General features: G+C 68.8%; 10 protein-coding genes. All 10 read right to left on the bottom strand.

What is annotated here, in order from left to right:
* Positions 1-192 precede the first annotated feature (192 nt).
* Entirely contained in the window at positions 193-2,685 is a 2,493-nt protein-coding gene (locus J7J50_RS12325) for a GH92 family glycosyl hydrolase (protein ID WP_251044509.1), read from the bottom strand.
* A gap of 74 nt (positions 2,686-2,759) precedes the next feature.
* Positions 2,760-5,669 carry a TonB-dependent receptor gene (locus J7J50_RS12320; protein ID WP_215057910.1) on the bottom strand — a complete coding sequence of 970 codons (2,910 nt, stop codon included), beginning with the start codon at positions 5,667-5,669 and terminating at the stop codon, positions 2,760-2,762.
* Positions 5,670-6,158: 489 nt separating this feature from the next.
* On the bottom strand, positions 6,159-6,482 hold the full coding sequence (locus J7J50_RS12315) for a hypothetical protein (protein WP_215057909.1): 324 nt from the start codon (positions 6,480-6,482) through the stop codon (positions 6,159-6,161).
* Between the two features lie 24 nt (positions 6,483-6,506).
* Positions 6,507-7,235 (bottom strand): copper homeostasis protein CutC, encoded by a 729-nt coding sequence (locus tag J7J50_RS12310; protein ID WP_215057908.1) that lies wholly within the window; start codon positions 7,233-7,235, stop codon positions 6,507-6,509.
* 8 nt (positions 7,236-7,243) lie between these two features.
* Positions 7,244-8,281 carry a N(4)-(beta-N-acetylglucosaminyl)-L-asparaginase gene (locus J7J50_RS12305; protein ID WP_215057907.1) on the bottom strand — a complete coding sequence of 346 codons (1,038 nt, stop codon included), beginning with the start codon at positions 8,279-8,281 and terminating at the stop codon, positions 7,244-7,246.
* A gap of 226 nt (positions 8,282-8,507) precedes the next feature.
* Positions 8,508-10,799: a hypothetical protein gene (locus J7J50_RS12300; protein WP_215057906.1), complete on the bottom strand. Its 2,292-nt coding sequence runs from the start codon at positions 10,797-10,799 to the stop codon at positions 8,508-8,510.
* A 60-nt stretch (positions 10,800-10,859) separates the two neighbouring features.
* Positions 10,860-12,710, bottom strand: a complete 1,851-nt coding sequence (locus J7J50_RS12295; protein ID WP_251044508.1) for an ATP-binding protein — start codon at positions 12,708-12,710, stop codon at positions 10,860-10,862.
* Positions 12,711-12,977: 267 nt separating this feature from the next.
* Complete coding sequence (recJ, locus tag J7J50_RS12290; protein ID WP_215057905.1) at positions 12,978-14,693, bottom strand: single-stranded-DNA-specific exonuclease RecJ; 1,716 nt, start codon at positions 14,691-14,693, stop codon at positions 12,978-12,980.
* A gap of 37 nt (positions 14,694-14,730) precedes the next feature.
* Positions 14,731-15,678, bottom strand: a complete 948-nt coding sequence (locus tag J7J50_RS12285) for a phosphoglycerate mutase (protein WP_215057904.1) — start codon at positions 15,676-15,678, stop codon at positions 14,731-14,733.
* Between the two features lie 30 nt (positions 15,679-15,708).
* Positions 15,709-16,185, bottom strand: a complete 477-nt coding sequence (gene greA / locus J7J50_RS12280; protein ID WP_215057903.1) for a transcription elongation factor GreA — start codon at positions 16,183-16,185, stop codon at positions 15,709-15,711.
* Positions 16,186-16,233 lie beyond the last annotated feature (48 nt).

Genomic DNA, 16,233 nt, shown 5'->3' with positions numbered 1-16,233 from the left:
CAACCTCGCGGTCTTCCTTCATGCCGTCATTCCCGCGAACGCGGGCTCTGCCTTACTTCGGCGAAGCCGAACATCCAGCGACTTTCGGACAGATCGCGGCAAGACACTGGATTCCCGCGTTCGCGGGAATGACGGCTTGAGGCTGGCGCGGGTCTATTCACGTATCGAAGCGTCTGGCTTGCGCGTCCTCATTCACTTCGGCGAAGCGCAGGCCGAGACCGGCAACGCCTCCGCCTTCGTCCCCCACCCGCCCACCGCCGGCGTCTTGTCCAGCGCGAACCGCAAGCTGCCGCCCTGGCGCAGCGCGCTCCAATCCAGCCAGACCTTGTCCTGCGGCTTGCCGTCGAAACTCGCCGACTGCACGTACTGCAAGCCGCGCCCGTCCGCGCCGGGCGCCTCGATGGTCAGGGTCTTGCCCTGGCCCAGGTCGAGTTCGACCTTCTCGAAACGCGGCGTGTGCAGCAGCAGCTCGCCGCTGCCCGGCACCGCCGGGTACAGGCCGATCGCGCTGAACAGATACCAGGCCGACATGGTTCCCAGATCGTCGTTGCCGGTGACGCCGTTGGGCGCGTTGGTGAACAAGGCCTGGGCCGAGCGCAGCACGGTCGCGGTCTTCCACGGCTGGCCGATCAGCGTGTACATCCACGGGCTGTGCAGATCGGGTTCGTTGTTGGGGTTGTAGCGGTACTGGTTGTAATAGCTGTACGGCCCGACCACCCACTGCTTGCGCGCGGCGTTGAGCGGATCGGCCAGCAACGCGTCGTAGGCGAAGAACGCATCCAGGCGCTTGCCGGTCTGCTCGGCGCCGCCCATCGCCGCGACCACGCCGGGCACGTCCTGCTGGGTCAGCCACTGGTACTGCCAGGCGGTGCCTTCGTGGAAGCCGTGGTGCGAGCGCGGGCTGTAGGTGCCGTCGGTTTCCGAATAGAACACGCCGCCGTCCAGGCGCGGACGCGGAAAGCCCTTGAATCCCAGTTCGGCATCGGCGGCGTCGTTGTCCCAAACCTTGCGCCAGTTGCGCCCGCGTTCGCGCAAGGTCGCGGCGTCCTCGCTCTTGCCCAGCGCCTGCGCCATCTGCGACAGCGAGCAATCGCCGAGCGCGTACTCCAGCGTGGACGAACCGCCGTGATGCGGGTCCACGTCCATGCTCTTGGCCGGGAACGCGCGGTCGTACTGGACGAAGCCGTCCTTGAGATAACTCGGATTGCCGGCGCGGCCGTTGCTGCGCACCAGCGCCGGCGGCGTGCCGTAGGCGTTCTCGCGCAGCGCCGCGTAGGCCTGCTGCTCGCGGCCTTCCAGCGCGCCGAACCGCCACAGATCGACCATGAACGGAGTGACCGGATCGCCGGTCATCACGTTGCTGTCGTAGTTGGCGTAGCCCCAGCGCGGCAGCCAGCCGTTCTGCTCATGGATCTTCAGCACCGAGTTGGCGATGTCGCGCGCGCGTTGCGGCCGCAGCATGGCCAGCAACTGGTTCTGCGAGCGATAGGTGTCCCACAGCGAGAAATACTCGTAGTAGGTCCAGCCCTCGGCCTTGTGGATTTGCGTGTCGTAGCCGCGATAGCGGCCGTCGCTGTCGCTGCCGGTCAACGGCTGCAACAGCGAGTGGTACAGCGCGGTGTAGAACACGGTGCGGTCGTCGCCGCTGCCGCCGGCGACGCGCACCGAATCGAGTTCCTTGCGCCAGATGTCCTGCGCCTGCTTGCGCATCGCATCGAAGCTCAGCGGCTTGCCGCTCTTGCCGCCTTCCTCGCGCAGATTGCGCCGCGCGCCTTCGGCATCGACGTGCGAGATCGCGCTGATCGCGGTCACCGCGCGGCCGCCCGCGGTATCGAAGGTGAACCACGCGCCGTGCGGACGGGTGTCGCCCTGCATGCTGTTGCTGCCGCCGGGATGGCCGCCGGTTTCGTCCCAGGTGCCGTGGCTGGCGAAGGGACGGTCGAACTCCATGCGGAACCAGGTGGTGTACTGCTGGCCGCCGCAGAAACTCTTGGTGGTGATGCGGCCTTCGACCGCGCGATCGCCGACCACCTGCACGGTGCTGCCGACCACCAGATGGCGCTCGTTGGCCTGCCCGGTGTTGACCAGGATCGTGCCCTGCTTCGCTCCGGCCGGGAAGGTGTAGCGCTCGGCCGCCGCGCGCGTGAGCGCGGTGGCTTCCGCGTCGATGTCGCCGGCCGCTTCGCCGGTCAGGCGCACTTTGTAATAGCCGGCCTGGCCGACTTCGCCGTCGTGGCTGTACGACGACGCGTAGGTCTTCTGATCGAAGGACTTGAATTCCTTCGTGTCGAAACGCTTGCCCGGGCCGATCTCGCCGGTGGTCGGCAACACCGACAACACGCCGCCCTGCTCCCAGCAACCGGCGCCGGACAGGAACGAGTGGCCGAAGCCGCGGATCTTCGGATCGTCGTAGCGCCAGCCGCTGTAGTGATCGCCGATCGGGCTGACCTGGATCAGGCCGAACGGCGCGGAGGCGCCGGGAAAGGTGTTGCCGTCGTCCTTGCTGCCGATGAAGGTGTTGACCTCGCGCACCGGATCGCGCGCGGCCTGCGCCGCCTGCGCGACCGATCCGCACACCAGCACCAGGCCCAACGCCGCGGCGAGGGGCCCGATTCTGGCGAGCAAGCGCGCCGCGCCCATCGTGGAAACCGTACCGCGCCCGCGTCGAACCGGAGTGCCAGCCATCGTGTGTGGAGTCCTTGCTGCAAGAGTGAACTAATGCCGCGGCGGCCGGTGCGGCCGCCGCGGCGCGGCGTTGCTTACTTGAAGTCGAACACGTATTCCAGGGCGATCTCGCGGCCGACCGGGCTGAAGATGCGATCGGCGATGAAGGCGAAATCCTTCTTGTACGGATCCTTGTCTTCGTTGACCTCGTCGAACAGGTTGCTGACGTAGACGTTGATCTTGGCGTTGTCGGTGATCTGATACCCCGCGCTCACGTTCCAGGTGATCGCCGGCCCCACGCGGCCCCAGTACTTCTCGGTCTTCTGGCCGTAGGTCGGGCTGGCGCTATCGTTGTCCACGCAGTTGTCGGAACTGGGCACGTAGCCGTCGGCGAACTCGCGGCAGCCGCCGAAGCGCACGCTGGGCACGCTGCCGACGCGATCGGCGTAGACGGTGGCGTTCCACTTGTTGCGCTGCCAGTTGACGCTGCCGCGGAACTTGCTGCGCGGCTCGCCGGTGCGCTTTTCCTGCATCTGTTCGCTGTCGTCGGTGCGCGTTTCCAGCTTGAGCAGGTTGGTGTAGTTCAAGCCGAAGCTGAAATCGCCCCAACGCTGGGTGTTCAAGCGGTACTTCAACGACGCGTCGATGCCTTCGACGTTGCGCGCGGCGCGGTTGATCGGGCCGGTGCGGATTTCGGTGACCGGGCCGAGCAGCGGGCCGGCGCCGTCGGGATCGGCGCCGCGGGTCACGCGACCGAGCTGCAGCTTGCAGCGGTCGGCGCTGGGCGGGCTCAGACGGGTTTCGCCGGTCGGGGTCTGGCCGGTCAGGCAGTAGGCCTCGTCCAACAGCACGTCGTTGGCGCCGACGTCGTCGATCTCGTCCTCAAGTTCGATGCGCCAGTAGTCGGTGGACACCGACAGGCCGTCGGCGATGTCCCAGACGAAGCCGGCCGTCCACGAGCTGCCGGTTTCGTACTTCAGATCCGGCGTGCCCTGGCGCGAGATGTCCGCGTCCTCGACCTTGAAGCCGGCGTCCCAGGTGCAATTGCCCTGCTGGCCCGCGCGCAGGCAGCTGAGGTAATCGGTCTGGTCCGCGACCGAGGTGCTCGGCGTGGCGTAGACGAAATGCATGTCCGGCGCGCGGAAGCTGGTCGCGTAGGTGCCGCGCACCAGCAGGTTGCTGAAGGGACGCCATTCCAGGCCGGCGTTGTAAGTGCTGGCGGCGTCGCCGGAGACCGCGTCGTACTTGTCGTAGCGCCCGGCCACCGAAGCGGTCAGCGACTTCAGCAGCGGAATCTTGAACTCGACGCCGGCGGCGTAGTGATTGCGCGTGCCCGAGCCCAGGTCGATGTTGGCGGTCTGGTCGTACAGGCGGTTGTCGCCGAGCGAGTTCGGATCCGGCGCCAGGCTGTAGCCCTGTTTGGCCGCTTCGAGTTGGCCGGCGAAGCCGATCGGACCGGCCCAGCCTTCGAACAGGTCGCCGCTGACGATGAAGTTGGCCGAGCTCAGCCAGGATTCGGCGCGGTTCTTGCCGCGAGTGGTGATCGAGGCGTAATCCTGCGGCGAGATCGGGTTCCACAAGCGGCCCTGATCGACCCGGTCGCGGTTGGCGCCGAGGAAATAGCGATCGGCTTCGGCGGTCAGGATCGCGGGGAATTTTTCATCGACGCGGTATTCGGCGCGGCCGATGCTGAAGTCCCAGTCGAAACGCTCGCCGAACTTGCCGCGCAGACCGGCCGACAGATCCCAGGACAACTCGTCGGAATGGGTATAGCCGTTCTCGGCGCCGCCGATTTCCTGCGGCGTGAAGTAGCGCACCAGGTCCAGATTCGCGCCGACGCCGCTGTCGAAGTAGCTGCCGTTGGAGCTCCACGCCGGCATGAAGGTCATGTTGGTGCCGCGCGAGCTCCACACGCCCAGCGTCGCCCAGCCCTGCATGCCGTTTTCGAAATCGTAATTGGCGTAGACGTAGCCGGAGCGGTCTTCGCTGCCGTTGCGCAAGGTCCAGTGCTGGAACACCGCGCTCTGGCCGCACTGCGAACCGGTGTTGCTGATGGTGTCGGTGTTGCGGTTGTAGGTGCGGCGGTTCTGCAGGAAGAACTCGCCGTTGAACTGGTCGCAGGCACCGGGCGGCGGCGCCATGCGCACGCCGGTGTCGGCGTTGAACATGCGGATGCCGACCGAGGGCAGAATGCCGACCTTGCGGTCCTGCGGATTGAGCGACTGCGGCGGCGCGTCGAAATCCGAATCCATGTACTCGCGCTCGCCGGCCGGCAGCGCTTCGCGCTTGAAGTACTGCAGGGCGTAGGTGACGCTCCAGTTGTCGCCGCTGCGGCCGCCGGCCCAGGACAGATCGATCGCGTCGCGGCCGCCGCGCGTGGACGTACCGCCGCGGACCTTGACCTGATCGCCCTGGAAATCTTTCTTCAGGATCACGTTGATCACGCCGGCGACCGCGTCGGAGCCGTAGATGGCCGAAGCGCCGCTGGCCAGCACTTCGATGCGCTCGACGATCGCGGTCGGGATGTTGTTGTAGTTGGCGAAGTTGCTCTTGCCCTGGTACGGCAGCGGGTAATCGACCACGCGGCGGCCGTTGATCAGCAGCAGGCTGCGGCCCGGGCCCATGTTGCGCAGGTTCAACGGGCTGGCGTTGACCGTGTGCTGGCCCCAGGCGATATCGGATTCGACCGTGCCCATGGCTTCGGTCAAGGTGGTCAGCGCGTCGTAGACGGTGTTGAAACCTTCCTTCTCGATCTGCGCGGCGGTGATGGTGAACACCGGCGCCGGGCCTTCGATCTCGGCGCGCTTGATGCGCGAACCGGTCACGGTGACCTTGTCGATCTCGGTGGGCTTGCGCGCGGCGGCGGCCTGGCCGGCTTCGGCGCCGGCCGGCGCTTGCTCGGCCTGGTCGGGCTGATCGGCGGCCGCCTGCGCCCCCCAAGGCGCAAACAGGGCCGACAACAAGGCGCAGGTCAGCGCGCTGCGTTGCAGGGTGGAATGTCTCATTTTCGCGGTGCTCCCCAAGGAAAGTGGACTGCAATGGCGACCGGTCCGTGGTCCCGAAATACACTGGAAACGGATTTCTCTCGATCTAAGGCCAAACGTCGGAGCGCCCCCTCAGGACCTCTCCGACCCATCCAACCCCCAAATTGGATCGATCTAAATTAACCACAACCGGGCCCGTCGTTGCATGACGCGGCGCAGCAATAGACCTGTGCTAGGGCACAGTCGGGCCGTTCACGGCTGCATGCGCAGGGCGGATGTGAACGCTAAGTGGTTGTTTTGCCGAATCTGGCGGCGCGGCTTGTGCGGCCTCGGCCAATCGGCGGACGCAGCGCCGCGGTCGGATGAAAATCCGCCGCTGCGCGGGGAATGCGGGCGGGCTGCGACTTTGCTGCGTTGCGGTGACGGTGGCGGCATCGCCGCATGCGGGTTCATACGGCGACCCGATCGCCTGACTCGGCGCGCGGCCGCGCTCGGCCCGCGATCGGCGGCTCACCAGAACTGCGCCGGCTCGCCGTCGTCGTCCACGTAGCGCGCCTGCCCCGCTCCGCCGATCAGCCGCAGCAGTTCACGCAGATCGGCGCGCACCGCCGGGCTCAGCGCACCCATGCAAGTCAGGCGCACGCGCGTCTCGCCGAACAGCAACTGCACTTCGTCCCAGCCGTCCGCGGGCCGGGCCGGATCGCTGAGCCAGAGTTCGTGCGGCCCGGCCTGACGACGAAAGGTCGGCAAGGCCGCGACTTCGCGCAGCAGACTCTCGCGCCGCCGCGCGTAGTCGCCGGCATCGTCGGCGATCGCATCGTATTCGTGGCCCATCGCTTCGCTCCGACGCCGCGGCCGCTAGGCGTTCAGCGCTTGCGCCAAGGCGCGGACGATGTCCGCGTCGCTTTGCACCCAATCCGGCGACAACCCCGCCAGGTTGTCGTTGCGATAACGCATCGCCGACAGTCGCGGCGCTTTCGCCGAAGCATGCAGTTCGCCGACCTGCGCGCGTTGCGCCAGCGCGGCGATGTTGTGCGCGGTGACGCCGGCGCCGGCCATCAGCGCGATGCGTCCGGCCGCCTGCGCCACCAGAGCGGCGATGCGGTCGGCGCCCTGCCCGGCATCGGCGGCGCCGCCGGAGGTCAGGATGCGTTCGCAGCCCAGGGCGATGACGGCTTCCAGCGCCGCACCGTGATCGCGCGCGGCGTCGAAGGCGCGATGAAAGGTGACGCCGAGCGCTCCAGCGGCCGCGATCAGTTCGGCGCATACGCCGGCATCGACCGCGCCGTCGGCGTCCAGCGCGCCGATCACCACGCCGTCGCAGCCCAGGCGCACGCAGGTTTCGACGTCGGCGCGCATCGCCGCCAGATCGTTTTCGTCGTAAAGGAAATCGCCGCCGCGCGGGCGGATCAGCACATACAGGGGAATGCGCAGGCGATCGCGCGCGACCGCGATGGTGCCGTACGACGGCGTGGTGCCGCCGTCGCGCAGGTTCTCGCACAACTCCACCCGGTCGGCGCCGCCGGCCTGCGCGGCCAGCGCCGAGGCCAGCGAATTGGCGGAGATCTCCAGGAGTTTGCGCGTCATCGCCGGGCTCAGGTCTGTTGCGTGGTGTAGACCGACGGCGAATCCAGCAGCGCATCGCGCTTGCTCGCATCGCACACCGCGTAGACGAAACCGCGATGCAACGCGTGCGCGCCGACTTCGCCGTGCTTGCTGATCGCCAGGAAACACACCTGCAAGGTCTTGCTGGCCTGCGGACGCTTGCGCACCAGGCGGTCGATCGCCTCGCGGCAGGCTTCGTCCGGGCTGCGGCCCTGACGCATCAGCTCGACCACGAGGAAACTGGCGGCGTTGCGCAGCATTTCCTCGCCCACGCCCGACGCGGTGGCGGCGCCGACTTCGTTGTCCACGTACAGGCCGGCGCCGACGATCGGGCTGTCGCCGACGCGGCCGTGCAGCTTCCAGGCCATGCCGCTGGTGGTGCAGGCGCCGGCGAGCTTGCCGCTGCGGTCGATGGCGAGAATGCCCAGGGTGTCGTGATTGGATTTATCCCCGGGCTTGGCCTGATCGAGCCGCTCGGCGTTGATCTGCGGTTGGTACTTCGAAGTCTTGCGCCATTCGTTCCAGGCCGCGCGCGCCTTGTCGGTCAGCAGCGGCTGCTTGCGAAAGCCCTGCTCGATCGCGAACTGCTGCGCGCCCGCGCCGACCAGCAGCACATGCGGCGTGCGCTCCATGACCCGGCGCGCGACCGTGACCGGATGGGCGATGTCTTCCAGCGCGGCGACCGCGCCGCAGCGGCCGTCGCCGTCCATGATGCTGGCGTCCAGCGTAAGCACGCCGTCGCGGTCGGGATTGCCGCAGTGCCCGACCGTGTTGTTGCACAGATCGGCCTCGGCCCAGCGCGCGCCGGCTTCGACCGCATCGAGCGCCGAACCGCCGTCGGCCAACACCGGCCACGCCGCCTGATTGGCGCCGACGCCGAAATCCCAGGTCGACACCACGCGCGCGCCGCTCGCGGCGGCGGGCCGGGCGGTCGAGCCGGCGGTGTTTTTTTCCGCGCCCGACGCGGGCAAGGCGGCGGCGCCGGCGGCCAACAGCGAGCTTTGCAGGAAACGGCGGCGAGAGGTCATGACGGTCGGCTCGAAGGCGGCGCGCAGGCAGCGCGGACCGCCGACACGCTAGCCGCCGCCGCGGGCCGGCGCAAGCAGACGCGGCCGATCATGCGGGTTTGCCATTGTCTGAACTTGTCGAAAAGCCGCTGCGGCGATGTCCGCCGCAACGCGGCGCCGCATGCGTCGTGGGCGCGCGACGAAACGGCCGCGATGCGGAACATCGCCGCCGTTTCGATTCAGCCGTTCACAGCCCGTAAGCCTCGACGATGGCCTCGTGCCGGTCGGTATCGGCGCCGGCCTGCTCGGCCAGTTGCAGCCAGCTCAACGGATGTTCCCAACCGGCGGTGAGTTCCAGCAAGCGCAGATCGACCTGCGAAGGCGCGACCTGCGGCGGCGTGGCGAGGAAGAAATACAGGCCCGGCAAGTCGGCGTATTCGTCCTGCTTCGGATCGCGCACCCGATAGTCGTCGCCGCTGCGGACCCACACCGACCATTGCTGCGCTTCCAGCGCCTCGCGCATCGCCTCGAACGCGGATTCCCCCGGGTGCGCGCCGTCGACGTACCAGCTGCGGTAATCGGCGCGATGACGGGTGTGCAGCACGCGAAATGGCGTCAGCCAGTGTTCGCGCTCGGCCTCGTCTTCCGGCGCCTGCTCCAGCGGCGCGGCGTCGAATACGACTTCGTCGCGCACGTGCTGCGGCCGGCCCGGCGCCGCCACGGCGACCACTTCGGCGGTCACCGGGCCCGTGCGGCGGCCCAGGCAGTCGTAGCTTTCGCCGTCGTGCTCGTAACGAAGGCGCAGCCAGCCCCAGGACTCGCGCACCGGTCCGTCCTCGCTGCTCAGCTGCATGCCCAGGCGCGCGGCGCTGCGCCGCACCGCCGGCCAGTCGCCGGCGGCGCTGGCGGCCGACATCAAATCCCAATCGTCGCCGCCGGGTTCTTCCGATTGTTCCGCCAAGGCCGCGTACAAGCCCACGGCGCGGTCGAAATCCCGATTCGCCATCGCCGCCCTCGCCCACAACCGGCGCGCGCCGTTCGCATCCGGTACGTGGCTCAGCAGGCGTTCGACATGTTCGCCGACCTCGTTCCAGCGTTCGTGAGCGAACGCCAGTTGCGCGCGGCACCAATGCGCGAACGCCGGCCGCGCCGGTTCGACCAGCGCTGCGAGCCGGCCGATTTCGGCTTCGGCGTCGCCCTGCTCCAGCCACTGTTCCAGCAACTGGCTCGCTGGCGCGTCCTCGGATTGCGGGTGCCGGCGCACGAACTCCCACAGGTGCGCGATCGCATCCTCGCGCGCGCCGCAGGCGATCATCGCCGAGCCCAGCAGCCCGGCCAGCGGACCGTCGTCCGGGCGTTCGCGATACGCCGCCAGCAGCAGTTCGATGTCCTGTTCCGGGTCGGAGCCTTCATCGTCGCGAACGTGTTCGTAGACCGCTTCCGCGGGCAGGCGCGGCGCGGCGGCGGTGTCCAGCGCGTCCACGCGCGCGGCGAACGCGGCGATCAGCTCGCTCGCGCCCAGGTCGCTGCGCAGCGACGGCAGATGACGGCGGGCGATCGCCAGGGCCCGGCGCGCGGTCCAGCCGGCCTTGCGCAGCAGCGCCAGCTCGCCGTGACGCAGCGCCAGTTCGATGCAGCGCCGGTGCGCGCCGACGCGATCCATGTGGCTCACCATCGTCGCGAGCAGGCGGCCGAGCCGCCAATGGTTGTGTTCGGGCCGGGCCGCCGCGATCAGCGCGACCGCTTCGGACCAGTGGGGATACAGCAACGGCACCACGGTCGGGCCGTAGGGCGGCAGCGCGTCCCAGGCTTCGTCGATGCGGCCGAGCCGGGCCAGAATCAGCGCGCGGAAAGTCGCGCGGCTGAGCCGGTCGCCGTCGTCGTCGTCGTGGAGTTCCTCTTCTTCGATCGCCTCCAGCTCGGCCAGCGCCTGTTCGCAGCGGCCGGCGCGGAACAAGGCGCCGGCCTGGGTTTCGCGATAGGCCACGCCGGGTTCGCCGCCGTCGCGCAGCATGTTGCGCGCCTGAGCTTGCAGATACGTCACCGCCTCATCCGCGCGACCGCCGTCCATCAGCGCCAGCGCGTACTCGCGGCTGATGCAGTCGTAGCAGTTGCGGCTGGGCTCGATCCGCGCCAGCGTTTCCTCGCTGAGCGCCAGACGCTCGGGCACCCAGCCCGGGCCGTCTACGTTGCCGTAGCAGATCGCGATGTCCTGGGTCACGCAGACCGACTGCGGGCATTGCTGGGTTTCGTCGCGATGGGCGAATTCCAGCAGCGACACCGCCTCGGGCAGCGCCTTCTCGCCCTCGGCCAGATTGCGCATGCGGTTCTGCAGGCCCCAATGGCGGAAGAACACTTCCAGCCACGGGTTCTGCAGCGCGCGCGCCGCCGCCAGCGCTTCGGGCAGCATGGCCTCGACGCGCTCGGGGTGGTTGTCGTGCAGTTCGTGCGGAATGCGGTTGATGAGTTCGACCACGCGGTACTGGCCGGCCTCGCGAAGTTCGTCGCTGAGGTCTTCGATCCAATCGAAGATGTCCATATCGTCTCTGTGCTTAGCTGTTGGTGTAATGGCTATCGTGCATGGCGAAGCGTTGCCGGATCAATCGCCGGCCTCGCCCGCCGCGGCCGGCAGCAGGCGCAGCACGCTGTCGCCGATCGCCGCCAGCGCGCCGTTGAGCCGGTGGCCGTGGCCGTCGGCGTCGTTGTGGGTTTCCATCAGTTGCTTGATCGCCTTGAGCAAACGTGCCGCCGGCTCGGCGGCGGCGCGATCGGCGCGCATCGTCGCCAGCAACGCGCGCATCGCCGGGTTGTCCAGGTTGACGTACAAGCGCGCCTGGGCCGAACCGTCGATGCCGGCGGTGAAGCCGCGCACCAGGCGCAGCGCGGTCATCGAAATGCGCTTGTCGGCGTCGTCGCTTTCCAGCCGGCGCTTGAGCTCGGCCTCGCGATCGGGCACCACCATCAGCGGCAGTTCGGCCGGGGCGAAACGCGCGGGCACGACTTTTTCGCCGTCGGCCAGGGTCTCGCGCAGCCAGTCCAGTTCGGCGTCGGGCAGGCCCAGTTCGGTGAACAGTTGGCGGTTGCCCTGCTCGGTGCCGATCTCGATCAGGCGGCCGCCGTGGCGCTGCACCCACTGCCGCAGGAACGGCAGCACCGCGTAACGGTCGCCGCGCGCGACCGGCACGCCGAGCATGCGGAACAGCATGTCCTCGAAGCCGCCGGTGCTCAGGCCGACATGGATCGCGCCTTCGCGGCGCAAGGCGCTGGCGCGCAGATCGCCGTGCGAACTGGGCACGCGCACTTCCTCGGCCAGCAATTCGAACAGGCGCGCATCGCACAGCGCGGCGCCGAGCAAGGCCTCGTTGTGACGGTTGAGGATGCGCCGCCAGGCTTCGGGCTGCTCGCGCGCCACCGCCGCCAAGCCGCCGATCAGGGATTCGGCGATGGCGTGCTGGGCGCTGCGGTAGGCCTCGTTGCGCTGCAGGTCTTCGCGGCTGGCGGTGGGCATCAGCCGGCTGGACTCGATCACGCCGCCGACGAATCCGGCCCAGCCCGGCAGCAGGTCGCGCGCGTCGTCGTCGAGCAGCATGCCGCGCACGAACACGGACAGATTGCGATTGTCGCTGCTGCCGTAGGTGCCACCATCCTGCACCCACAACAGGCCGCGCGGATCGCCGTCGCCGGCGACGGCCGGCACCTGCATGGCGCAGATCGGTTCGAATTGCTGCTCGAAGCGGCTGGCGAAGCGCAGCTGGCGCTTGCGCGCCTGCACCGGATGTTCGCTGACGCCGCCGCTGTCGCCGCGCCACGGCGGCGGTTCGGGATTGAGCGGCTGCGCCGACTCGCCGATGTAGATCGGCACGCGCAGCAAGGCGCAGTAACGGCCGAGCACGCGCGCCAGGTAGTCCTCGCCGGCCAGGCGCGCGTGTTCTTCGCGCAGCGCCAGCTCGACCACGGTGCCGACCTCGCGCGCCGGCGCCGCGGCCAGGCTGTATTGCTCGCCGTTGCTGGATTGATAGCGCCAGCCGCGATCGGGCTGCTGGAACGAGGTGGTGGTGACGGTGACCCGTTCGGCGATCACGAACGCGGACAGGAAACCCAGGCCGAACATGCCGATCAGCTCTTCGCTGGCGGCCTCGCCCTGGCGCAGGCCGCGGGTGTAGCCCACGCCGACGGTGGCCAGATAGGTGTGGATTTCCGACTCGGTCAGGCCGGTGCCGGTGTCGATCACCCGCACCGTGCGCGTGTTGATGTCGCCGACCACGGTGATGCGCGGCGCCGCCGGCGCGGCGGGATCTTCCAGTCGGCGCCGGACGATGGAATCGTTCGCGTTCTGCACCAGTTCGCGCAGCGCGACCAGCGGCGTCGAGTACAAGTGCTGGCCCAGCACCGTCATCAATCCGCCCAAGTCCACGCCGGCGGTACGCAGTTGTGCCGGATTGCCTTCCAAGTCGCGCCGCTCCTGTTCGATCGAGCGGATAACTTAGCAGAGGGAGCTTTGTGGGAGGGAGCTTGTGGGAAAGAGCTTTGTGGGAAAGAGCTCCTGTGGGAGGGAGCTCCTGTGGGAGGGAGCTCCTGTGGGAGGGAGCTTTAGCCCCGATGCTTTTCGATCAGACTGCAGCTTTCTTGAAGGCATGCGGACAACTGATCGAAAAGCATCGGGGCTAAAGCTCCCTCCCACAAAAGCCATCCAACAAAAGCCATCCCACAAAAGCGCCTACAGCGCTTCGCGATGCACTACCACGAGCTGCACCGCGTTGCCGCCGCGATAATCGTCCGGCTCCAGGCGATAGGCGATGCGCACCCACGGCGGCGGCCGGTTGCCGTCCCAGCCGCCGAACTCGATCGCGTTCAAGCGCAGGCCGTCGCGGCCCAGTTCGAGTTTCAGATGCCGCTCGCCGACCACGCGCCACGACAGCACTTCGAATTCGCCGTCGAACTGCGGCTCGGCGAAACCCTGGCCCCAGGGCCCGGCGTCGCGCAGCGATTCGGCGTGGGCGCGATCGAACTCGGCGGTGGCCAGTTCGCCGTCGCTCAGCACATCGGCCTGCAGCAATTCGGGCGTCAGCGCCGCCCGCGCGCACAGCTCGAACGCGCCGCGGAAGGTTTCGAACGCGTCCTGCCGCAACGACAGGCCCGCGGCCATGGCGTGGCCGCCGAAGCGCTCGATCAGATCGGGATGGCGCGCGGCCACGTCGGCCAGGGCGTCGCGAATATGGAAACCGGGAATCGAACGCGCCGAGCCGCGCAACTGATCGCTGCCCGGTTCGGCCGGGGCGAAGGCGATCACCGGCCGATGCAGGCGCTCTTTCATCTTCGAGGCGACCAGCCCGACCACGCCGGGATGCCAGTCGGGATCGAACAGGCACAGCGCCAGCGGCGCGGCCTGGGCGTCGATGCTGACGCGGGCGAAGGCCAGTTCGGCCTCGTCGGTCATCTGCTGCTGCACCGCGCGGCGTTCGGCGTTGATGTCGTTGAGCGTGGAGGCGATGTAGCGCGCTTGCACGGCGTCGTCGGTGATCAGGCATTCGATGCCCAACGCCATGTCTTCCAGGCGGCCGGCGGCGTTGAGCCGCGGCGCCAGCGCGTAGCCGATGTCGGCGGCGGTGAGGCGGCGGTAATCGCGCTGCGACACTTCGATCAGCGCGCGCAGACCGGCGCTGCCCTGCCCGGCGCGCAAGCGGCGCAATCCGGCGGCGACCAGGGCGCGATTGTTCGCGTCCAGCGAAACCAGATCGGCGACGGTGCCGACCGCGACCAGATCCAGCAACACGGTCAGATCGGGACCGGCATCGGCGAACGATCCCGCCTCGCGCATGCGCCGGCGCAAGGCCAACAGCACGTAGAACATCACCCCTACGCCGGCCAGCATCTTGCTGGGAAACGCGTCGCCGTGTTGATTCGGGTCGACGATGGCGTCGGCCAGCGGCAAACGCTCGCCGGGCAGGTGGTGATCGGTGACCAGCACCTGCCAGCCGCGTTCGCGCGCGGCGGCGATGCCGGCGTGGCAGGCGATGCCGTGATCGACGGTCACCAACAGATCCGGCTGCAGCCCCGCCAATTCCTCGACCAGGGCCGGCGACAGGCCGTAGCCGTGCACGATCCGGTTGGGCACCGCATGCGACACCCGCTTGGCCCCGAGCATGCGCAGGCCGCGCACGCCGACCGCGCAGGCGGTGGCGCCGTCGCAATCGAAATCGCCGACCACCAGGATGTGGCGGTCGGCGGCGATCGCGTCGAACAGCAACTGCGTCGCCGCGTCCAGGCCGAGCATGCCGTCGGGCGGCAGCAGCTGCGCCAGCCGCGGTTGCGCCTGCTCCAGGCAGGTGGCGCCGCGCGCGGCGTAGATGCGGCGCAGCAGCGGCGACATCGACTCGGGCCAGTCGCCCTCGCCCGCGGGCTCGCGGCGGCGCAGCCGCGCGGCGGTTTTCATGGCGAGGAGACCGCGCGGACGAGAGTCATCGGGCGCTTCAATCGAGCAGCGAACGCAAGGGTTTGCGCCAGAAACGCCAGCGCTGCGAGCGCGCCAGCTCGAAGCGTTCGCCGTCGGCGAAGGCCAACGTCACGCGTTCCAGCGCGCCGGCGTCGATGGCGCGCGCGATCGGCTCCAGCCAGTCGCGCTGCAAGGGCGTGAGGTCGCGCGCCGCGCGCAGGTCGAACAGGGCTTCGCCCTCGCCCGCGCTGGCCGTCCATTGCTGCGGCAACGCGCCGACGGCGATGCCGGCCTGGGCGCCGAACGCGGTCAGCGCTTCGTCGTCGCTGAGCACCTGCGCGAAAGCGGTGCGGACGTGATCGGGCAACACGCCCGCGCCCCAGAACCACAGCGAATTGATCGGCGCCAGACCGGCGGCGATGCGCTGGGCGTTGTGCGGATGATTGTGCAGCACCACCTGCGCCTCGCTCAGCAGCGCGCGCCAGCGGCGGCCTTCGCTGCCTTCGCCTTCGCCGCCGGGCAGGTGCTGGAACATGTCCTCGCCGAGCGCCTGCTCGGGCGAAGCGAAGCGCGGCAATCGGGTTTCGCGCGGCAGCGACAGATACCAGCGCGTCGGCACCGGCGCATCGAGCGGGAAACCGGCGTCGCCGAACAAAGGCCGCAGCGCCGGCAGCAGCGCGGCGCTGTCGCGCTCGCTGAGCGACAGCGCGTCGCCGTAAGCGAGCAGGCGCGCGCCGTTGATGTCGGGCCGCACGTAAGCCGGGTCGGCGCGCAGCCACGCGCCGTGCGCGCCGTCGCCGACATCGCGCTGGCGCGACACCGCCGCCACCGGCCAGCCGCGCGGCAGGATGTCGAACACGCGCGCGGCCTGGTCGCCGGCTTCCACGCTGCGCTCGGCGCGGCCGATGCGCCGGCCGATGTCCTCGCTCAGGCGCTGGCCGCCGAAGCGCGCTCGCTCGGGCAGCAACAGGCTGATGCGGTTCATTCGAGGCGGCCTGCGGGCGCGGTCAACGGATCAACCGTTGTAGTTGACGCTGACGATTTCGTACTCGCGCACGCCGCCGGGCGCCTGGATCTCGACGCTGTCGCCCTCGTTCTTGCCGATCAGCGCGCGCGCCACCGGCGAGGAGATCGCGATCAAACCCAGCTTGATGTCCGCTTCCAGGTCGCCGACGATCTGGTAAGTGCGCTCTTCGTCGGTATCCACATCGGTCAGCTCGACGGTGGCGCCGAACACGACCTTGGAGCCGGCGTTGAGCTTGCTGATGTCGATGATTTCCGCGTGCGACAGCTCGGCTTCGAGCTGCTTGATGCGGCCTTCGATGAAACCTTGCTGCTCGCGCGCGGCGTGGTACTCGGCGTTCTCCTTGAGATCGCCGTGGGCGCGCGCTTCGGCGATCGAGTTGATCACCGCCGGCCGCTTGACCGACTTGAGTTCTTCCAGCTCAGCGCGTAAACGCAGCGCGCCCTTGGCCGTGATGGGTGCTCTCATTCCTTGTTTCCTCTGTGATGCGCCGCCGGGCAATCCTTGAGCGCCCGG

Source organism: Lysobacter sp. ISL-50, assembly GCF_018612875.1.
Taxonomy (GTDB): domain Bacteria; phylum Pseudomonadota; class Gammaproteobacteria; order Xanthomonadales; family Xanthomonadaceae; genus Lysobacter.
The sequence above is the reverse complement of the archived record's forward strand: the minus strand, read 5'-3'. Positions and strand labels throughout refer to the sequence as shown.